This window comes from Fusibacillus kribbianus (assembly GCF_030053595.1).
GTDB lineage: Bacteria > Bacillota > Clostridia > Lachnospirales > Lachnospiraceae > Lientehia > Lientehia kribbiana.
In genome coordinates, this window is the sequence record NZ_JASGBQ010000002.1 from 51,912 (window position 1) to 73,404 (window position 21,493).

Here is a 21,493-nt window from a genome sequence, read left to right on the forward strand (position 1 = left end):
TCACAGGGCCTCCTTTCCCGCTCCGGACAACTCCTCCGCCGAGAGCTGCGATTCTGCAATCTGCCTGTAAACCTCACAGGTTCTTAAAAGCTCCTCATGGGTTCCCATGCCTGCGATCCGCCCTTCATCCAGAACAATGATCTGCTCTGCATGGAGAATGGTGCTGACCCGTTGGGCTACGATCAGTCTGGTGCTGTCAGCCACATGTACATTGAGCGCCCTGCGGAGTGCAGAGTCCGTTTTGAAATCAAGGGCAGAAAAGCTGTCGTCAAACACATAGATCTTCGGCTTTTTCGCCACGGCACGGGCAATAGAGAGCCGCTGCTTCTGTCCGCCGGATACGTTGGCGCCGCCCTGTGCAATGTGGCTTTCGTATTTATCCGGCTTCTCCTCGACAAAATCTGCTGCCTGTGCGATAGAAGCCGCCTTCCTGATCTCCTCATCGGTGGCATCTCGTCTGCCGAACCGCAGATTGGAAGCAATGGTCCCGGAAAACAGGATCCCCTTCTGGGGGACAAAGCCGATCTGCTCCCGCAGTTCTTTTAAAGACAGATCCCGGATATCCACCCCATCCACCGTGATGGAGCCTTCGGTCACATCGTAAAGGCGGGGAAGCAGATTCACCAGCGTGGACTTTCCGCTTCCTGTACTTCCGATGAAAGCGGTAGTCTCCCCCGGTTTTGCAGTAAAGCTCAGATCATGGAGCACATCATTTTCCGCTCCCGGATACCGGAAAGAAACATGCTCGAAAGCCACAACCCCTTTGGCATCCTGCGGCAGACGGACAGGAGTTTTTTTCTCCGTGATGGAAACCTCTGTCGTCAGAACCTCGTCGATCCGTTTTGCCGCCACAGCTGCCCTTGGCAGCATGATGGAAACCATGGTGATCATGAGGAATGCCATGACGATCTGCATGGTGTAGGTGATAAATGCCATCATATCGCCCACCTGGAGGTTTCCGTTATCGATCCCATGGGCTCCCGTCCATATGATGAGAACGGTGATCCCGTTCATGATAAACATCATAGCCGGCATCATGAGTGCCATACATCGGTTGGTAAACAGCATGGTTTTTGTCAGATCCCGATTGGCCCCGTCAAACCGTTTCTCCTCGTATTTTTCCCGGCTGAAGGCCCGGATCACCGGAAGACCTGTCAGGATCTCCCTGGCCACCAGATTCAGCCGGTCCACCAGCTTCTGCATTTTCTTGAATTTCGGCATGGCAACCACCATCAGGATCGCCACAAGACAGCTGACGGCCGCCACAGCCACTCCGATGATCCAGGCCATGGAAACACCGGAACGGATGACTCTCACAAGACCTCCGATCCCGATGATGGGCGCATAGAACACCATTCGTAAAAGGAGCACGATCACCATCTGCACCTGCTGGATATCATTGGTGCTTCTGGTGATCAAAGAGGAGGTGGAAAACCGGTCCATTTCTCCTCCGGAAAAGGACATCACCTTCGCAAAGACCTGTCCTCTTAACCTCATACCCGTGGAAGCTGCCACCCGCGCGGCAATCAGGCATACCAGTATGCTGGCTGCCATGGCAAGAAGGGCAACACCCAGCATCTTGAGGCCGGAGGAAACCAGATATTTCGTCTGAAGGCTTCCGGTATCCAGCCCCACCGCCTCATATTCTGTCCTGACATAGGAGATTCCCATCTGACTGAGAATGGAATCGGAAAGTTCCTCCTGGACGGAAAGCTCCTGCTCCATGGCCAGAAGCGCTTCCGGCGGAAGGGCAGAAACATCGATTCCCTGTTTCTCCGTCATCATCACCAGTGCTTCCGGCTTTTCAAGCACTTCATCCAGCTCCTCAAGCGCCTTCCTGTCCAGATCCTTTCTGACCAAAAGAGACTCCGTCCGAAGCTGCGGATATTGTTTCACATAGCGTTCATACTCTTCTTCCGAAAGGTTCTCTTTTGATATCATTTCATAGGAGGCCTCCACGGTCTGTTTATCCCTGTCCTCCAAAAACAGACAGATCTTCTCCATCTCTGTCTGTCTGATGACCTCCGGCGCCGCATGGCTGATTCCTCCCTGCTGAATCCCCACATCGACAATATCCGATGTGTACTGGGGAAGAGACAGATCACAGTAGGCCTGCAGTCCCAGCAGCATCAGAACAACCATGACCCAGCCTGCCGACTGTTTCAGGTACTTAAAAATCTTCGTCATAGCTCCTGTTCTCCTTTTATGTCTCTCCTGTTGTCAGATAGTTTCTGACGATGCAACAATTAAAAAAACATTATAGTCTGATTCCAATGAAAGTCAATGGAATTTATAGATTGTTTAGATTTGATTCCTGACAAAAAAAGCTCCGGCCTCCTCCCGTTTTTTGAGAAGAAACCGGAATTTTTCAGAAAATACTGCCCGCTGCAGTGATGGTGGACGCCAGATCCTCTCTGTAGTCTTCCGCCATGTGATTGAGGCTGTTTATTACCACACCGTCCTGACCTGTGCGCCCGGTGGAATGGATATAGTTGAGACCGCCGATATAAAGAGCCATGTGCCCGGGAAAATACAGAAGATCTCCCGGCTTTACCCGGCAAACGGGAATCTCCTTTACCGGATATCCCTTTTTGATCTTCGCATCCCGGTTAATGGCAATTCCATGGAGCAGATACACCATGGAACAGAGGCCGGAGCAGTCAATGCCCCATGGGGTCTTTCCGCCCCACCGGTAAGGCGTGTACAAATAGGTGAGTGCCGTCCTGACCAGGCTCTCCCGGAGCTTTTCCTCCTGTTCTGCCGGGCAATGGAGAGCGGCTGCCGGCCGAAGCTGCCCTTTCCGCATATAGGCCCCTCTTCCGTCAGAAAGCCTCACCTGATTCCAGCCCGCCTGTCCTTCCTGATCCGATGCCGCCACCAGGCTTCCCCTCGGCAGACTGAACAGATACGGATTTTTGTAGCCCGGCACCTCAAACACATCGGCAGAGGGTGAAACCACCACATATTTGGAAAGCTTCTGCCACCGTCTCACATTCCATTCATGGGCCTCCAGGCCTTCCGTCCGTACACAGCCACGATAACCGTAGGATGTCTCCACCGATGCCCAGCCTTTTATCGTTCTTTCCCGGACGAGCACCTCCATTCCATACAGCACCTCGTCCACCGTCTCCGCTTCCTCTGACGGATATTCCTTAAGCTTCAACACCGGTACCTTTACAACTGCACTGTTATTCCACATTTGCTATCCCTCCCTGGCATGTCCTTTTTCAGGTTAGGACATTCTATGCCACACGGGAAAGGGATATGTCTCAGGAAAGGGGCGGAAGCCTTTTTACGATTTCTGCTCCTGCAATACCGATGACGGTTCCGGCCACACATCCGGAAACCAGAAGGGCCGGAAGATAATAAAATAAGGCGGAGGTTTCCAGCATAAAGGCCGCCACCGCGATCTGCCCCAGATTATGAGCAGCGCCGCCCGCCACGCTGACTCCCACAATGGAGAACCGTTCCGTCCTTTTGAGAAGCACCATAAGAAGAAGGCTCAGGGAGCAGCCTGCCAGACTGTAAAGCATCATAACCGGATTGTTGAAGGTCAGACCTACGAGAACCACACGGATCACAGAAACGACAGCCGCGCTTTTCCCTCCTGTCCGGTAAAGAGCTGCCACCACCACCAGGTTCGCAAGCCCCAGCTTGATCCCCGGCACCGGAACCGGTACAACAATGACGCTCTCGATATAACTGAAAATAAATGCAAGGGCAATCAAAAGCCCGTAGCGGGCCACCTTCCCTGTTTTCATGAAGTGTTCTTCCTTTCCCAGCATTTTTCCCGGACTGTCAGGATACTCCGTCAAGCTCATTCTCCTGACCGCCCTCAATGGTCACCGTCACCCGGTGGGGCAGGCAGATGATGCTCTCCCCCTGAAAGCGGATGGCCTTCTGATTGACGCACAGCTTATCAGGACAGTCGGCTTCAATGATCTTTGCCCTTCCTTCCTCAATGACCAGAAGATTGCTCCCCCAGGGAGAACTGATTTCCGTCTCCAGGGATTCTTCCAGAGAATACCTGGCTGTTTCTTCTCCATCCACAAAAACCACCGCCTCAGCCCCCTCCGTTCTGACTGAACGGAAATACAGCCAGATGGCGGCCGCCGTGATCAGTATTCCTGCTATCAGCAAAAGATCCCATTTTTTTCTCATAATGCACTCACAAGTTTCCTGTCTGTTTACTTTTATCTGTTTCCTATGCTATACTGGATATGCTTTTTACATAAACCTGACCGGATATGCTTTTTACATAAACCTGTTTGAAAACGGAGGCTTCGATCATGTTTCACAGTTGTGTGCTCAAAAAAAACCTTCTTCGGCCTGTCTGCGCCCTTCTCGCTCTGCTTCTTGTCACGGGAGGCCTGACCGGCTGCGGAAACTCTTCCCAAAAACAGGTCCGCAAAACTTCCTTTTTTCTGAACACAGTGATTACCATTACCCTGTACGGTACCGAAGAGGAAACGCTCATCGACCGCTGCTTCGAGCTTTGCCGAGATTACGAGGCTCTTTTAAGCCGCACCCTTGACGGAAGCGAAATCTATAATCTCAACAGCCGGCTCACGGACACCGTATCCGATGAAACAGCTGCTCTCATTCAGGCCGGACTTTCCTACAGCCGTCTTTCCAACGGAGCCTTCGATATCACCATCGGTTCCTGCTCCTCCCTCTGGGATTTTTCTGCTGAAGCCCCCGTTCTTCCGGATAAGGCCGCTCTTTCCGAAGCCCTCACCCATGTGGGCTATGAAAAGGTTTCCGTAAACGGAAACTCGGTCACCTTCTCCGATGACCGCACCCTTCTTGATCTGGGAGCCATCGCCAAGGGCTATATTGCTGACTGTCTGAAGGAATTTCTTTTGGAAAACGGCGTCAGATCCGCCACCATTGACCTGGGCGGAAATATTCTCTGTGTAGGGGAAAAACCGGACGGAAGCGATTTTAAAATCGGAATCCAGAAGCCTTTTGATGAACAGGGAACTCCTGTCATCGCCGTTTCCCTGTCCGACTGGTCGGTGGTGACCTCTGGCATCTACGAGCGGTATTTTGAAGAAGACGGAACGCTCTATCACCATATTCTTGACCCGTCCACCGGATACCCCTGCGACAACGGCCTTCTGTCCGTCACGATCCTGAGTGAGCACTCTCTGGACGGAGACGCTCTGAGCACTGCCTGCTTTTCCCTGGGTCTTTCGGACGGTATGGCTCTCATCGACAGTCTGGAGAATATTTATGCCGTTTTCATCACAGACGATTACGAGCTCCACTATTCTGCCGGATTAAAAGATACCTTTTCCATTACCGAATACTGAAATTCTTTCCCCGGCCATCTGTATTTTGCAGTTAAGAAATGAAGGGAGTGTTGCTCCCTAGATTACATGAATTGTACAGGTGCAGACAGAGACGAGGGATGCTGCAAACGTAGATTAATAATCTATGTTTGCAGCACCCTCGTCTGCCGTTTCCGGCTTCTATTTTATTTTACGGTTTCCAGAGCCTGCTCGATATCGGCAATGATATCTTCCACATTCTCAATACCCACAGAGAAGCGGATCAGATCCGGCTTTACTCCTGCTTCGATGAGCTGTTCATCAGAAAGCTGACGATGGGTATGGCTGGCCGGATGAAGCACCGAAGTTCTGGCATCGGCCACATGAGTCACAATGCAGGCAAGCCTGAGATTATCCATGAATTTGATGGAAAGATCTCTGCCGCCCTTCAGGCCGAAGGCGATCACGCCGCAGGTTCCGTTCGGCATGTATTTCTTTGCTCTCTCATAATAGGGGCTGCTCTTAAGGCCGGGGTAATTGACCCATGCCACCTGATCGTTTGCCTCCAGATACTCTGCCACCTTCTGGGCATTCTCACAGTGACGGGGCACCCGAAGATGAAGGGTCTCCAGTCCCACATTGAGAAGGAAGGCATTCTGAGGAGACTGGATCGCACCGAGATCTCTCATTAACTGAGCGGTCGCCTTGGTAATATATGCTTTCTTTCCGAAAGCCTCCGCATAAACCAGACCGTGATAGGATTCATCGGGAGTGGTCAGGCCGGGGAATTTTTCTTTGTGAGCCATCCAGTCAAAATTGCCGCTGTCCACAATGCAGCCGCCTACAGACATGGCATGACCATCCATATATTTTGTCGTAGAATGGGTCACAATGTCCGCACCGAACTCAAAGGGACGGCAGTTGATGGGAGTGGCAAAGGTATTGTCCACGATCAGAGGCACGCCATGGTCATGGGCTGCCTTCGCAAACTTTTCAATATCCAGTACCACAAGTGACGGATTGGAAATGGTCTCACCAAACACAGCCTTGGTGTTGGGACGGAATTCCTTCTCCAGATCCTCCGGGGAAATCTCCGGATCCACCAGAGTAAAATCGATCCCCAGTTTTTTTAGAGTCACGGTAAAGAGATTGGAGGAGCCTCCGTAAATGGTCGCCGAGCTGATCACGTGATCCCCGGCAGATGCAATATTAAAGATGGAATAAAAGGTTGCAGCCTGACCGGAAGCAGTCAGCATGGCAGCCACACCGCCCTCCAGCTCGCAGATCTTCTGTGCCACCGCGTCGTTGGTGGGATTCTGAAGTCTGGTATAGAAATAGCCTTCATCCTCCAGGTCGAAAAGCCGTGCCATCTGCTCGCTGGTGTCATATTTGAAGGTGGTACTCTGATAAACAGGCAGTACCCTGGGCTCGCCCTTTTTCGGTTTCCAGCCGCTCTGGATGCAGATCGTTTCCGGTCTGTATTTCTGATTCATAATAGTTTCCTCCTCTGATCGTTATTCTTTACAGACACGCCCGGTAAATGTTGACCACATCCTCCACATGGAGAGGTACATAAGCCTGGGTATCCAGATTTGCATAGGGAACTGCCGCTTCAGCCATGGCCTGGAAATTGGAATCATCAATTCCCAGCTCCGAAAGGTGGGACGGAAGGCCGCAGTCCATGAAAAAATGCTCCGTCGCATCAATTCCCATATTCGCCAGCGCAAATTTATCCGTTTCTCTGGGGAAGCCCCAGACATTGATGGCATAGTCCACAAATTTATCCACGGTCTCCTCCGAAAGGATGTAACGCATCCAGGCCGGAGTCACAATGGCAAGGGAAATCCCGTGGGTTATGTCATAATAGGCTCCCAGCTGATGCCCCATGGCATGACAGGACCATTTTCCCGCCTTGCCGCAGCCGCACAGACCGTTTAAGGCCATGCTGGCGGCCCACATGATATTGGCCCTGGCCGAATAATTCTCCGGCTCTGTGAGTGCAACCGGCCCCCATTTGATACAGGTCTTTAAAATTCCCTCAGAAAATTTATCCTGCACGTAAGCGTCTTCTGTTTTCTTAAAATATCCCTCAAAAATATGGGACATGATATCTGCCACTCCCGCTGCCGTCTGAATGGCAGGCAGAGTATACAGATAGGTAGGATCCAGCACCGATGCCTTCGGATACAGATAGCCGCTGTGGACCCCCTGCTTTTCCTTTGTCTCCGGATTGGTGATCACTGCTGTCGGATTCATCTCCGAGCCGGTGGCCGACATGGTCAGCACCGTAAACACCGGAAGTGCATCCGTGATCTTTGACGGATCCTTCACAAGCTCCCAGGGATCGCCTTCATAGCAGGCGCCTGCCGCAATGACCTTTGCACAGTCCACAGAGCTTCCTCCGCCCACAGCCAGAACCATGTCCACATGATTCTCCCAGGCCAGAGCCACACCGCAGCGGACTGCGTCGATTCTCGGATTGGGCGTCACACCGGAAAGCTCGGAGAGAACAAACCCGGCCTCCGTAAGGACACTTTGCACCGTATCGTAAATTCCGTTTATCTTGATGCTTCCGCCGCCGTATACAAGAAGCACCCGGGTTCCATAGGGCTTCATCTGTTCCGGAAGAGCTGTCACCTTCCCCTTGCCAAACAGCATCCTTGTAGGCGCATAAAAATCAAAATTTTCCATTCTATTCCCCCATACATGAATCTATTGATATTTGTCGTACTCCGCAAGACAGGTCATTGTCCCGTAGCAGTAATCGTCCACAGACAGATAGAGTTCGCTTTTCCCCCATTCTCCAAAGAGATAACTCTCTCCGGAAGCTTCCTCCATCCATGCTTCTGTTTCTGTCCAGACCTCGTTTCTGTCTCTGTCCGGCTCCAGCGCGCAGGCCGCCAGCAATAGAGCCTGGCTGAAGCTTTCCTGTTCGTCCGCTCCGATCCGGATCTCCATGACCTCACCTGTGACCGTATCACACAGGATATCATAATAGACTCCATTGTCACAGGTCACCTCTGCCGTCTTCTCATAATAACTCCAGATCGTGTTTCCATAGGTGTATATCTGGTTTCTGCTTTCCTCCCAGATCACCTCACACTCCGCCTGGGACCAGAAATCCCCCGCATAGCCGGCGAGCCGGTACACATATTCCACGCCGTCCATCTCATAATGACAATAACCGTTGCAGGGCTCTCCGAGAGCAAGAACCTCCTCCTCCGTCAGTTCCTGCACCTCGTTTTCCTGAAGCTCCGTCTCCAGGGCAGCTACGGTTTCCTCCCGGGCTTCGTAGGAGCTTCTGAAGAACTTCCATATAGCATCCCAAATACCGACCACAGCGGATATGACGATGACAAAAACAACTATATAAATAAGGATTCCTGCCCCTGCCCGTCTTGCAGGGACCGCGGAAGTTTTTTTCTTTCTCTCAGACGGCTCATAAGAGGCCCCTGAAGAGCTTCCCCGGGATGTATTTCGCGGCGCCTTGTGGGGATCCTTATTGGGAACCCCGTATACGTGAGAATGACTGCTTCCGCAGGTGTCCGCCGTCTGTGTTCCGCCTGTTCTCTCAAACACTGCCGTATCCGGATCGGTTTCATTGGGGAGATATCCTCCCCCATAGATGACAGGTTCCTTCCGAAACCGATGACATTCCGGACAATAATGCTTTCCGGACAGTTCATGCTCACATACCGGACATAAATATCGTTTTTTCATCCCTTATCTCCATCGTTGTACTTAACGGCAGGCCAGACGATAAACCTCCTCGCACTCCTTGGGCCCCAGCTCCACAAAATGGCCTTCGGTGCGCCCTTCGATCTGAAGAGTGGAAAGCAGAGTCGGAATATCCTCCCCTTTTGCTCCAAGCTCCTCAAAGGAGGTGGGCATACCCACAGACCGGAAGAATTCCTTCGTTCTGGCAATTCCCTCCTTTGCGGTCTCCTCAGGATTTTCAAAATTCATCTCACAGCCCCATACCCGGACTGCAAACTGGGCAAATCTGTCCACGTCGTGATGCATCACATAGGTCATCCAGGCGGGGAACATCACCGCCAGACCGGCGCCGTGGGCACAGTCATAAAGTGCGGAAAGCTCATGCTCCAGATTGTGGCTTGCCCAATCCTGCTCTCTTCCCACTCCGCAAACATCATTGTGAGCCATGGTGCCTGCCCACATGATATTGGCTCTTGCTTCATAATCGTTGGGATTATCCAAAACCTTGGGAAGTTCCTTGATAATAGTCTTCAAAACACCCTCGCAGAGGCGGTCTGTGATCTCCACATGTTTCGTGTTGGTGAAATACCGTTCAAACACATGAGCCATGATATCCGTACAGCCGCTGGCTGTCTGATAGGGCGGCAGCGTCATGGTAAGCTCCGGATTCATAATGGCAAATACAGGACGCATCAGCTCGCAGCCGTAAGCACGCTTGTACATTCCGTTTTCATTGGTGATAACGGAACCGTCGCTTCCCTCACTGCCTGCTGCGGCAATGGTCAGAACAGAGCCCACCGGCAGAGATTTCTCTGCCTGAGCCTTTCCCTGATAGAAATCCCAGAAATCTCCGTCATATACTGTACCGACTGCAATGGCCTTGGAAGAATCGATGGTGCTTCCGCCGCCCACAGCCAGAATAAAGTCTACATTCTCCCTGCGGCAAAGCTCGATGCCTTCATAGACAAGGCCGCTTCTGGGATTGGGCTTCACACCGCCGAGCTCGACCCAGCCAAGTCCCTCCTTTTCAAGAGACGCTTTCACCCGATCCAGAAGACCGCTTCTCACGACACTTCCACCGCCGTAATGGATGAGCACCTTGCTCCCTCCAAATCTCTTCACGTAATGTCCTGCTTCATTTTCAGTTCCCTTGCCAAAAGCAAAATATGTAGGGCTGTAAAAAGTAAAATTATCCATACCTGTTCTCCTTTTATTTTTCATGGACAAAAATGCTGTCCAAACATTTCCATGTTTCAGTATACCATATTTCCCCTGCCTCTTCCATAAAAAATCTCGGAAAGCGAAAAAATATCATCCCAATACGTCCCGAATGACTCTAGCTGCATTTTTGCAGGCAGCAAGCTCAATCTGACGCTCAGTAAAGCCTGCCCTGGAAAGGGCTTCCCACAGAAGGAAAAGCCGGTCGGGCGAATCGATCTCCAGGTTTCCGGAGACTCCGTCAAAATCTGTTCCGAGGGCAAGGACCTCCTCACCGCCGCAGTTAAGAATATGACGGGCGTGGGCCGCCATATGGCTGACCCGGCTGTTGGGATCGGAAAAATCCGGAGAAAGAAAACCGGGTGCAAAATTGAGCCCCATGACGCCGCCCTTTAAGGCCAGCAGCCTTATCATTTCGTCACTCATGTTTCTGGAACAGCCGGCCAGGGCGCGCGCGTTGGAATGGGAGGCCACAAACGGTTTCTCCGATACGGCCGCCACATCGAAAAAGCCCTCGTCGGAAAGATGCGATACATCCACCAGCATTCCCAGTTCATTCATAAACCGGACTGCCTCTTTTCCAAAGGCGGTCAGTCCGCTTCCCCTGCTTCCGAAAACACCGTCCCGGTAATTGGCCCGGCCAAAGCAGTTGTCATGGTTCCAGGTCAGAGTGATCAGCCGGATCCCCCGGTCGTAAAAGCGCTTCAGCCTGTCAAGGCTTCCCCGGACAGCCCTGCCGTCCTCCAGAGTCAGGAAAGCCGACAGCCGCCCGTTTGCGGCATTTTGCTCCATATTCTCTGCCGAAAGGGCCAGGGAGACCTCTTCCTTATGAAGGGCAAGCTCCCTTTCAAAGGAGTCGAGAAGCCGGTCAATATAGGCGTCATCCCAGACGCCCTCCGTAAGCCCCGCGAACCGGTTTCTCCGGAGCGTCTCTGCAAGACCGATACCCTCGCCGCAGCCCACCGTTGTTTTCGAAGCCTCCGGTGACGAAGCTTCCCCGGCTTCCTCCATGGCTGTCCTTGTTCCCTCATCCGGCAGCCAGACAGCAAAAAACTGAGCCACACAGTCATTTTTGCGAAGACGCTTAAGGTCCACACTCATCTGATTTTCATACAGGCTTCCGCCCTCGCCTGCAAATACGATCAACGTATCGCAGTGCAGATCAATATACTTCATGCTCCTCCTCCAGAAGTCGGATCAGCTCTGTTCTGCTCATGGAAGCAAAGGAAGAGGCCTCTTCGACCACCTGCTCATTCAGCTCCCTCTTCTGCTCCTGAAGCTTTAAAACGCCCTCTTCAATGGTATCCCTTGCGATCAGCCGGAACACCGAAACCCGTTTTTTCTGACCGATCCGGTGAGCCCGGTCTGTGGCCTGGTTCTGGGCCGCCAGATTCCACCAGGGATCATAATGGATGACCACATCAGCCGCCGTCAGATTCAGACCTGTACCGCCGGCCTTGAGAGAGATCAAAAACACCGGAACCTCATCCTGATTGAAGGCATTGACAAGCCGGAGCCTCTCCTCCTTGCCGGTCTGCCCTGTCAGCTTATAATATGCAATTCCTTCCTTTGTCAGACGTTCTCCCAGAATGTCCAGCATCGAAGCAAACTGAGAAAACACAATCAGCTTGTGATTCGCCGCTGCTCCGCTTAAAATAAGCTCCATGCAGGTCTCAAGCTTTGCCGAGCTTCCCTTATAATCCTCATAGCAAAGTCCCGGATCGCAGCAGATCTGCCTGAGTCTCAAAAGCTCCGACAAAATCTGCATCCGCTCCTTCTGATATTCCTCCTCACCGGAGGACTGAAGCCGGTCCTTAAGCCGGAGGACATGGGCCGTATAAAGCTTTCTCTGGCTGCCTTCCAGTCCGGAATATACCGTATGCTCCAGCTTATCCGGCAGATCCTTAAGCACATCCTTTTTATAACGGCGCAGGAGAAACGGACCGATCATCCGATGAAGCCGTTTCAGTGCCCCCTTGTCCCCGTCCCGTACCACCGGGATCTCAAACTCCTTTTTGAATCGGGGATAGCTGTATAAAAATCCCGGCATCAGGAAATCAAAAATACTCCAAAGATCACTGAGTCGGTTCTCAATGGGCGTTCCGGTCAGCGCAAATTTTCCGGCGGCCCTTATCTTTTTCACCGCCCGGGCATTCTGTGTCGCATGGTTCTTGATATACTGAGCCTCGTCGATGATCTGGAACCGAAAGCTTCTGTCTCTGTAAAGGGCAATATCCCGTCTGAGAAGATCATAGGAGGTAATATAAACCTGCGCTTTCCCCCGTTCTCCTTTCAGGATCGCCTCCCGCTCCGAAGCGACCCCTGCCACAACCATAACGGAAAGCTCCTTTCCAAAGCGCTGGATCTCACTTTCCCAGTTATAAATGAGGGAGGCCGGACATACGATCAGTGCCTCCATGTCCGGATTTTTTCTGCCCTCATCCACAAGAAGCGCAATGATCTGAATGGTTTTCCCAAGACCCATATCATCGGCGAGAATTCCGCCGAAACCGCAGGAATCCAGCGTTCTCATCCAGAAAAAGCCCTGCTTCTGGTACTTTCGAAGAACTGACCGGAGACTGTCCGGAACCTGGAAATCCCCCTCTGTAGGAGAATTCATGACACGGATGAGGGCCTTAAAAGCGCTGTCCCGGCTCACCTCCACGTGCCTTCCTTCCTTCAGGACCTTATCCACATAAAGGCTCCTGTACACGGGAAGCCTTAAGGGTTCCCGGAAGGACTGCCGCTCGTCCAGGGAAAGGCCTCTGGTTAACTCCAGAAGAGTGCCGAAGCCGGAATCGGAAAGCCGGATAAAATCGCCCGACTTCAGACGGTAATAATTCTTCTTCATCCGGTATGCAGAAAGGATCCGGTTGATTTCCGCCTGGGGAAGGTCGCCTGCCTCCACCTTGAGATCCAGCCAGCCGTTCTCCATACTGATTCCGAAAGAGAGCCGTTTCTCCGGCAAAACCTTCCTCTCCCGCATGGATGCACTCAAAAATACCTGTCCGCATTTTTCAAATTCCTCCATGCCTCCGTTCAGCAGCCGGAACATGACGTCCTCATCGTCCCAGATGGTGAACCGGCTCTTATCCGCATAGCGTCCCGTAAAATACTTCTTGATGACTGTACCGACCATCAGTTCCCCCACCTGATCCCGGATCACCCCGGACCGTTCACCGTGGGAAAATGGCGTGAACATTTCATCTCCATACCAGAATTCCGCCTGGAGGGTAATTTCTGACTCTGTCGGACTGTCAAAATAAAATTTTACCTGGAGAGGTTCCGTGTGGTACTGCTCCAGATTGACCCCCATGGGCTCCAGACTCACATAAGGAGAAAGCTTCGGAAGCACATAATCACAGAAGGAAGGAAGATCCTTTTCTCCGATCTCCGCAGACAAACTCCCGTCAGCCGCATTTTTTTCCATGGCTCCCAGAAAATCCCGGAGCACTGCTGTCGCCGCTCGGTCACAGCAGTAAAGAGCCTCGCCGCGGATCAGATAAAGCCGCTTTTTTCCCTGAAACACTAAAAGGCCATCCAGCAGAGAAATCCGAAAACCGTCCTTTCCGAAAGCGCGGATCACACCAAAAAGTCTTGGGTTTTCCTTTCGGATCTGCAGCATGGTCTGCTGTCCGCCGGGCAGCTCAAATTCCACCATCTGTCCGGTAAGCAGCTTCATCATGCTGTCACAGGCTGCCGGTGAAAGCTCCAGCTCCCGCAAAACCGGATGACTGGAGGCCCGCAGAGGATTCATCTTTCCGTAAAGATACAGGTACTCTCCCGCCACTCTGGAAACTTCCTCAGCCAGGCGTCTGGACTCCTCCTCGAAAGCCTCCGGGCTGTGATAAAAGCCCAGCTGTTTTCCGTATTCCACATAGGCCTCCACCTCCAGAGCCTCCGCAAAGGCCGCAAGATCCTTCACCTGATACATCCGGGAAGTACCGATCATCAGAGACATGCGGACCGTTCCTCCCACTACCCGAAATACCGGCTCCAGCCGGACCTTTTCTTCCATTTTGGATACCATCAGCTCTGTCATCCCGCGGCTGGTGTAATTCTGAAGCATCCGCCGTACTTCGACCGGTGTGGACACATGGGGAGCATTCTCCCCCTCTCTTTTTTCCATTGCATAAAAGGCTGCCGCTACCTCATGGCAGCACAGCCCTTTATATTCCCTGTGGACAGGACACTGGCAGGCCGCCTGATAAATACAGCCGCCTTTAATGAGAAGAGAAGCCTGATAGCTTCTCTTCCCGTCTTCCACAGATACCTTTAATTTCTCTTCTCCCTTCCAGAAGCTCTCATCGGACAGAAAGCGGACTTTCCCCCTCTGAAAAAGTTCCTTTCCCTTTTCAAATTCTTCCGCACTTTTTGACTTCTGGCGTATGCTTTCTCCGGAGAATGACATATTCGTTCACCTGCCCTACATTCTGTCGGGTGCCTCAAATCCAAGGAGATCAATACAGGTCTCAAGAATCCGTCTGGTAAGGCTCAGAAGACGGATATAAGCAGCCTGCCTCTCCTTATCCTCCTCAGCCAGGATCCTGGTTTCATGATAGAACCGGTTGAAGGCATTGGACAGATCATAAATATACTGACAAATCTTATGGGGCGCCTGCTCCTCAAAGGCGGAAAGCACTGCATCTGATACACGGCTCAGCATGAGCTGCAGTTCCTTCTCGCTCTCAGAGGCAGCCGGAAGAAGCTCTGCCTTCCCGGTAAACTTATCCTCAAGGGCCTCATATTTTGCCTGAATGGATTTTATCCGGACGATCGTGTAAAGAATATAGGGGCCGGTATCTCCCTCGAAGGAAATAAACCGATCCACATCAAACACATAATCCTTGGAGGCCTGATTGGACAGATCTCCGTATTTGAGAGCGGCAAGTCCGATGATCTCCGCTGTTCTTCTGGCATCGCTCTCGTCCACAGACCGGTTTTCCATGATCTTCTCATATACGGCGTCGCTGATCTCCTTGATCAGATATTCCAGACGCATGACGCCGCCGTCCCTGGTCTTGAAGGGCTTCCCGTCCTTTCCGTTCATGGTGCCGAAGCCGAGGAAATTAAGCTCCGTCTCCGGTCTCACGATCCCGGTTTTCTTGGCACAGCGGAACACCTGGGTAAAATGCAGGGCCTGACGCTTATCCACCACATAAAGGACACGGTCGGGCTTAAAGAGCTTTTCCCTCTCCACTAAAGTTGCGAGATCCGTAGTGGAATAAAGGGTCGCCCCATCCGATTTGAGCAGAATACAGGGCGGAACCTCCTTCGTATCGGCTTCTTCCTTCACATCCACCACCAAAGCGCCCTGGCTTTCGTACGCAAAGCCCCTGTCCTTCATCATCTGCACCATTTCGGGAATATAGGGCTGGGCATCACTTTCCTTTTTCCAGATATCGAAGGTCACATTGAGTCTTCCGTAATTTTTCTTAAGATCCGCAACAGACACATTGAGGATATGGTTCCAGATGGCCAGATAACCCCTGTCCCCGTTCTGAAGCTTAAAGGTAGCGTCATGGGCCCTTTTTGCGAACGCTTCGTCAGTCTTGGATCTGGCACTGGCTGCCGGATAGATCTCCTCAAGCTCGCCGATGGTGAACGGCGCTTCGTTCGGATACTCCCCGGTAAAGCCTTCATCAAAATAGGGAAGCTCCGGCTGGCGGTCCTTCAGTTCCTCAATGATAAGCCCCATCTGCAGGCCCCAGTCTCCCAGATGAACATCACCGATGACTTCATGACCCAGGAATCTGGAAAGCCGTTTCATGCTTTCTCCGATAATGGCAGAACGGAGATGCCCCACATGAAGGGGCTTTGCCACATTCGCTCCGCCGTAATCAATGACAATGGTCTCTTTTTTCTCCGGCTCCGGAATCCCAAGTCTTTCGGAAGCATCCATCTCAGCCAGATAACCGGCGAGAAAGCTGCCGGAAACCTTCAGATTGATGAAGCCGGGATTGACGGCAGTGACCTCCTCAAAGCAGTCTCTGTCTGCAAGCTTCGCCACCACATCATTGGCGATCATAATGGGAGCCTTATGGTAAAGCCTGGCCCCTCCCATCGCTCCGTTGCACTGATATTCGCACAAATCGGGACGGTTTGACAAAGTCGCCTTCCCGAGAGATTTCTCATAGCCGCAGGCTTCAAATCCCTGCTCTACTACCTCCGTAATCAAGTCCATCAGTTTTTTCATAATCTTCCTCCTGAAATCAATCTATCTTCGGCCGGTTCCGCTTCATTCCCGACATTTTCTGCAGTCTGTGCCCATTATAGCATAGCTTCGATTTTCTGTCACGAAAAACCTTTTTTCTCTTTTCTTTCCAGCCCTTCAATGATATAATAAAAGCGATATGGACGTTTCGCCTGACTGTTCAGGAACCGGCGGAATGGTCCGATTATGATGGAGGATGAAAAAATGAAAGTAAAGATTCAGGATTTAAAAGACGTTACGATCAAAGGCGTCAATGTAGCCTTCACGGATACCTGTGAGGCTTACAAGGAGGATTTCTTTGAATGGACTGCCTTCCCCGTTGTCACCCAGTTCAAAACAGACAAGATCATGTCCGGTGTGCTTCAGGGCTGGCACCATACTCCCAATTTCAGCGTGATTGAGTACCATGTCGATGCAGAGCAGTTCTATTTCTTTGAAGGCACTGCTTTGATGCTGTTCATTGATATTGTTGACGGAAAGCCCGCCATGGATACTGCACAGATCGTCCGCATTCCCGCAGGCACCCAGCTGGATATCGCTGCAGGTAAGGGACATTTTGTAGCTGTTGCAGAGGGCTGCACCTTCAAAGCTGTAGTCGTATCTCCTGTCCAGGAAGCTCCCAGAATGGATCTTGCAGAGACCGTATACGGCGAATAATCTTTTCAGACATAATTCCGGCGTGGCACCTGCCACGCCGGTCATTTCCAACAGTTCTGTTGTGGTTTCTTTCTTCAGGCAGCACATTCTGCCGGTATTTCGATCATTTCCTTTCTATATGGTATTCCGTCTGTTTTTTTCCCGGCTCTTCCCTCTTCACAGGCATCCTCTCTGCCCCATCTGTTCCATTTCCGCCCCGCAATTAAGAACTTATATTAATTTTCTATATTATTAGAGTCTATACAGGATTCCCAACCGATTTTTCCCAACATTAATTCCATTACCTCATCTAACGATGAGTTCATTATTGTTCTTATTTTATATAAACTATACATGTAGCCTTTGACAGAATTTGACATTTATGTCGGAAAGGAATACTGCTGTGTCACAGCCAAAGCTCCCGAAAGAAGTGAATTCCAAAACCTATCAGACTATCTCTCTTAATCTGCGCTATTTCAGACATCGCATGCGCATGACTCAGGAGGAGCTGGCTTCCATTGCAGGTATTTCCTCCAAATATCTGTCCCTGATCGAATCTCAGGCTTTCAATAATCCTCCTACCCTTGAAGTACTGTTTGATCTGTCGAGGGCACTGGAAATCGAACCTTACCGTCTTTTCAAAGAATTATAAAGGAATCGACAAAAGTGCAGGCTGCTTAAGTCCTCACTTTATCTTTCTTTTCTTATTCGCTCTCTTTATTTTCTATTCGATTCCGGATGAACCGTTCCACACGGTCCGGCGATATCTTCAGCGGAATGCTGATCTCTCCATATAGATTCTCTTCCGCCAGCTTCATATATTTCTCGTCGATATACGTAGTTTTCTTCCCTTCCATCCTCCGGTTTCGTTTCCTCAGATAAATCGTCTTGATTATTTTCACCCATTCGCGGCAGTCATACTTCCTGGCCACTTCCCGATACTGCTCTTCTCTCTTTTTCTCATTGGAGATCCAGATGGTCTCGATGGAAGGGATTTCCTTCAAAAGCGTTTCCACCTCTTCTTCCGTAAAAACCCTCCTCATGACCAGCTTATTACTGTCAACCGGCACAAAAATCCTGCTTCCACGCGAATAGACCGGTTCCAGCTGATAGTACAGAACATCCTTTTTAAGCTCCGGCATCTCCGTTACGGCGAGGACCTGACATACTCCGTTATGGTCACATACGATATATTCCCCCACCTGAAACATTTGACAGTCTCCCCTTTCTCCAAAAATTTTCTTCTGTTTTCATTTTAACATTCAAAAATTTTTTTCGTAAGCAAATTCCGTTTTTTACCGGAATTTTGTGAAAACTGCAAATAACGCACCGAAGCTTTCTTGTGCAACATTTCCGGAAGTCATCTCCGTCAGTCGTAATGATACGCCTGGAACGGGATCCCGTTCTTACACAGCAGCGACTCAACAGCGATGCAGGAAAAGGGCATCCGATCTGCCAGAGCTTCCGGCAGCGTTCGATTGACAGACAGCTTCCGACGCAGCATTTCTCCTGCTGCCGCGTTGAATTCATAGTGACTGTCGCTGGCATATTCCAGATCCAGACTGTATTTCAGTATCTGCCCCTCCCGGCTGAAAAACACCGAGAGATAAACCGGCTCATCCAGGGACAGCGGCAGCCGCTTGCGGAAGTGGCCCAGTACAGGATCATAGGGATCATCCGCCAGAACAGCCTGGGCCATACGATATTTCAGTACCCGGCGCTTGTCCTGCTCCGTGACGGTTTCCAGCCGGGCAAGGTCGCTGTTGTGTTTCAGATCCGCCAGCTTCACCCGGCGGGCAATGGGATTTCTCCGCACTCTCGTCACATAGTCGAGATAGTGCATATAGGGGTCTCGAGTCAGAATCTGCACAGCCCGCACCACCTCGTTGGGAAAGCCTGCTCGGCACAGCTCATCCAGGGTAAGGCTGGAGTCTTCGATCACATCGTGGAGCAGGGCAGCGCAGACCTCATACTCCGTCTCCATCTGTTCAGCCAGATGGAAAGGGTGAAACACATAGGGCTGTCCGCTTTTGTCGTACTGATTTTTATGAACATCAAAGCAAATGGCCATCGCATGTTTTGTCAGGGGCGTATACATAAGTCCCACCGGGCGCAGGGGCTTAAGCGGCTCCGCCTTGGGCGCTTCCGGCTGCCTGCCGGGATATATTTTGTTTGCAAGAGCCTGAATTTCCTCTCTGCTCATCTGATCTGGATCATAGTTCATCCTTTTCCCTCCCCTATGGTATCTGCAATGGACAGCTGACATATGCTTACACAAAAACAGTGCCGGAGGTTTTCTCCGGCACCAACTTGTTCGACAGACTAAACGCCCTGCTGCAAAAACAGCAATGAAATCCTGCTCAAACGTTATGCATGAACGGCACGAAGCACCGCCTGCTTGATCCGCCCGTAAACCTCATTGATCCCGCAGAACTTATCTGCATAAACAATGACCATTCCCTCCCGGCTCTTCGGCGGAACAGGGGTCAGAGGCCACATATGGCGCAGAATCATATTCTGTTCCTTTGGCGTGATATCAAAGTATTTAACAGCATTGTTCATGGCTACCCTTGGATGGGTGTAGCCGTGAATGTGATTCTTCTCCGTATGCCAGTCATACAGAAACAGATCATGAAGAAGCCCGGCCCGGGCCGCCGCCCGATAATCCATGGAATGCTTTCTGCAGATGCAGTAGCTTAAATAAGAAACCTGAATGCAATGAGTCTTTGTGGTGGTATTTCCATGCTGAATAAATTGATCCATGGACTGAAATACAGGATGCTCCAAGATATCCCGCACACAGGACATGTACACCTCATCCTTCTCGTATTCCTCCCGATCGACCCATTCCTCTCTGCGGATCCATTCCTCTGCCTGCTCCTTGATCTCACCATGAAGAACAAAGGACTGGGGAAGCTTTTTCTTACAAGACACTGTACAGTTCCTCATACTTTCTTGCGGAGCTTACCCAGGAGAAATCTCTCGCCATACCTCTGTCGATGATCTTATTCCACTCCCTCTTTTTATTATAATACGTATTCTTTGCATACATGATACTGCCCAGCATCTCGTGAGCGTTGTAATTTGCAAAGGAGAATCCGGTTCCGGTGCTCTCATACTCATTGTAGGGCTCCACCGTGTCCTTCAGACCGCCGGTCTCACGCACAATGGGAACCGTCCCATAGCGGAGGCTGATGATCTGGCTCAGGCCGCAGGGCTCGAACAGACTCGGCATCAGGAACGCGTCGCAGGCCGCATAAATCTTGTGGGACATAGCCTCAGAATAATAAATGTTTGCCGAAACACTGTCCCCGTATTTCCAGTCATAATGACGGAACATGTTCTCATATTTCTCATCGCCGGTTCCAAGAATGACAAACTGCAGATCGTCGGAGCAGATCTGATCCATCACACACTGAATCAGGTCAAGTCCCTTCTGGTCGGTCAGGCGGGATACGATTCCGATCATAAACTTCTTTGGATTAACTTCCAGTCCCAGCTCCTTCTGAAGAGCTGTCTTATTCTTCACCTTTTCCTTGCGGAAGGTCCTTGCATCATAGTTCTGTGCGATAAAATGATCATTTGAAGGATCGTATTCCTGATAATCAATACCATTGACAATTCCCCACAGATCATGGGAACGGGCCCGCATAAGACCATCCAGCCCTTCGCCGAAGAAAGGAGTCTTGATCTCCTGGGCATATGTGTTGCTGACCGTAGTCACCTTGTCCGCATAGACGATGCCGCCCTTTAACATATTGCCGTTTCCATAGGATTCCAGCTTGTCCGGCGTAAAGTAATAGTCGGAAAGCTCAGAAATATGCTGGATCACCTCGACGCTCCATACCCCCTGGAATTTCAGGTTGTGAATGGTCATAATGGACTTGATGCCGCGGTAAAAAGGATTGTCCGCAAACTTGTCCTTCAGATGAACGGGAATCAGTCCGGTCTGCCAGTCATGGCAGTGAATGATATCCGGGCGGAAGTCCAGTACCGGAAGTGCGGAAAGCACGGCTTTGGAGAAAAATGCGAATTTTTCCAAGTCAAAATATGCGTCGGTATAAGGCTTTGCACCGCTGAAATACCATTCATTGTCGATAAAATAGAAGGTGATTCCATCATACTCGGTCTTGAACAGTCCCACATATCTGTCCTGCCACATGTAATTCATATAAAAATTGGTCACATACTGCGCCTGATCCCGGAACCGTGCAGGAATACACTGATAGTAGGGAAGGATCACCCGCACATCATACTTTTCCTTGTCAAAATACTTGGGCAGAGAGCCTGCCACATCGGCAAGGCCGCCGGTTTTGATGAACGGTACACATTCTGATGTTGCAAACAGGATTTTTTTCACTTTGCTTACCTCCAAATACACTTTTCCATAAGAACCCATCTTTTGTCTATTATACTAAATTCTTATGGAATTGGG

The 21,493-nt window shown here is 51.0% G+C and carries 18 protein-coding genes; 3 read left to right on the forward strand and 15 right to left on the reverse strand.

All coding sequences use genetic code 11. The features are described from left to right. The 4 genes from QJ036_RS01980 to QJ036_RS01995 form a co-directional block, all read right to left on the reverse strand. Positions 1-2,187: an ABC transporter ATP-binding protein gene (locus QJ036_RS01980; RefSeq protein ID WP_283229761.1), complete on the reverse strand. Its 2,187-nt coding sequence runs from the start codon at positions 2,185-2,187 to the stop codon at positions 1-3. Positions 2,188-2,368: 181 nt separating this feature from the next. After that, positions 2,369-3,199, reverse strand: a complete 831-nt coding sequence (locus QJ036_RS01985) for a C40 family peptidase (RefSeq protein WP_283229762.1) — start codon at positions 3,197-3,199, stop codon at positions 2,369-2,371. A 70-nt stretch (positions 3,200-3,269) separates the two neighbouring features. Next, positions 3,270-3,821, reverse strand: coding sequence for a Gx transporter family protein (locus QJ036_RS01990; RefSeq protein WP_283229763.1), 552 nt, complete (start codon positions 3,819-3,821; stop codon positions 3,270-3,272). Then, entirely contained in the window at positions 3,799-4,161 is a 363-nt protein-coding gene (locus QJ036_RS01995; protein ID WP_283229764.1) for a NusG domain II-containing protein, read from the reverse strand. The genes QJ036_RS01990 and QJ036_RS01995 overlap by 23 nt, the downstream gene beginning before the upstream one ends. A 128-nt stretch (positions 4,162-4,289) precedes the next feature. On the opposite strand from QJ036_RS01995, the gene QJ036_RS02000 reads away from it, so the two are divergent. Further along, positions 4,290-5,315 carry an FAD:protein FMN transferase gene (locus QJ036_RS02000; protein ID WP_283229765.1) on the forward strand — a complete coding sequence of 342 codons (1,026 nt, stop codon included), beginning with the start codon at positions 4,290-4,292 and terminating at the stop codon, positions 5,313-5,315. 164 nt (positions 5,316-5,479) lie between these two features. Here the strand turns inward: QJ036_RS02000 and QJ036_RS02005 are convergent, their stop codons facing one another. The 7 genes from QJ036_RS02005 to argS form a co-directional block, all read right to left on the reverse strand. Further along, complete coding sequence (locus QJ036_RS02005; protein ID WP_283229766.1) at positions 5,480-6,766, reverse strand: O-acetylhomoserine aminocarboxypropyltransferase/cysteine synthase family protein; 1,287 nt, start codon at positions 6,764-6,766, stop codon at positions 5,480-5,482. A 28-nt stretch (positions 6,767-6,794) separates the two neighbouring features. Then, a complete protein-coding gene (locus QJ036_RS02010; protein ID WP_283229767.1) occupies positions 6,795-7,964 on the reverse strand; it encodes an iron-containing alcohol dehydrogenase in 1,170 nt (389 codons plus the stop codon). Between the two features lie 21 nt (positions 7,965-7,985). Continuing rightward, positions 7,986-8,993: a hypothetical protein gene (locus tag QJ036_RS02015; protein ID WP_283229768.1), complete on the reverse strand. Its 1,008-nt coding sequence runs from the start codon at positions 8,991-8,993 to the stop codon at positions 7,986-7,988. 21 nt (positions 8,994-9,014) lie between these two features. Further along, a complete protein-coding gene (locus tag QJ036_RS02020) occupies positions 9,015-10,187 on the reverse strand; it encodes an iron-containing alcohol dehydrogenase (protein ID WP_283229769.1) in 1,173 nt (390 codons plus the stop codon). 114 nt (positions 10,188-10,301) lie between these two features. Then, positions 10,302-11,384 carry a dipeptidase gene (locus QJ036_RS02025; protein WP_283229770.1) on the reverse strand — a complete coding sequence of 361 codons (1,083 nt, stop codon included), beginning with the start codon at positions 11,382-11,384 and terminating at the stop codon, positions 10,302-10,304. Continuing rightward, complete coding sequence (locus QJ036_RS02030; RefSeq protein ID WP_283229771.1) at positions 11,371-14,619, reverse strand: DEAD/DEAH box helicase; 3,249 nt, start codon at positions 14,617-14,619, stop codon at positions 11,371-11,373. Before QJ036_RS02030 ends, QJ036_RS02025 begins: the two co-directional genes overlap by 14 nt. 15 nt (positions 14,620-14,634) lie before the next feature. Continuing rightward, a complete protein-coding gene (gene argS / locus QJ036_RS02035; RefSeq protein WP_283229772.1) occupies positions 14,635-16,404 on the reverse strand; it encodes an arginine--tRNA ligase in 1,770 nt (589 codons plus the stop codon). Between the two features lie 222 nt (positions 16,405-16,626). On the opposite strand from argS, the gene QJ036_RS02040 reads away from it, so the two are divergent. Together QJ036_RS02040 and QJ036_RS02045 are read left to right on the forward strand one after the other, a co-directional pair. Next, positions 16,627-17,079, forward strand: coding sequence for a hypothetical protein (locus QJ036_RS02040; RefSeq protein ID WP_283229773.1), 453 nt, complete (start codon positions 16,627-16,629; stop codon positions 17,077-17,079). Positions 17,080-17,461: 382 nt separating this feature from the next. Further along, positions 17,462-17,710 carry a helix-turn-helix domain-containing protein gene (locus tag QJ036_RS02045; protein ID WP_283229774.1) on the forward strand — a complete coding sequence of 83 codons (249 nt, stop codon included), beginning with the start codon at positions 17,462-17,464 and terminating at the stop codon, positions 17,708-17,710. A 52-nt stretch (positions 17,711-17,762) separates the two neighbouring features. On the opposite strand, the gene QJ036_RS02050 is transcribed toward QJ036_RS02045, so the two are convergent. The 4 genes from QJ036_RS02050 to glgA form a co-directional block, all read right to left on the reverse strand. After that, positions 17,763-18,269, reverse strand: coding sequence for a CarD family transcriptional regulator (locus QJ036_RS02050; RefSeq protein WP_283229775.1), 507 nt, complete (start codon positions 18,267-18,269; stop codon positions 17,763-17,765). A gap of 158 nt (positions 18,270-18,427) precedes the next feature. After that, positions 18,428-19,282 (reverse strand): hypothetical protein, encoded by an 855-nt coding sequence (locus QJ036_RS02055; RefSeq protein WP_283229776.1) that lies wholly within the window; start codon positions 19,280-19,282, stop codon positions 18,428-18,430. 143 nt (positions 19,283-19,425) lie between these two features. Further along, a complete protein-coding gene (locus QJ036_RS02060) occupies positions 19,426-19,866 on the reverse strand; it encodes an HD domain-containing protein (RefSeq protein ID WP_283229955.1) in 441 nt (146 codons plus the stop codon). Positions 19,867-19,981: 115 nt separating this feature from the next. Then, positions 19,982-21,418 (reverse strand): glycogen synthase GlgA, encoded by a 1,437-nt coding sequence (glgA, locus tag QJ036_RS02065; RefSeq protein ID WP_283229777.1) that lies wholly within the window; start codon positions 21,416-21,418, stop codon positions 19,982-19,984. Positions 21,419-21,493: the final 75 nt, after the last annotated feature.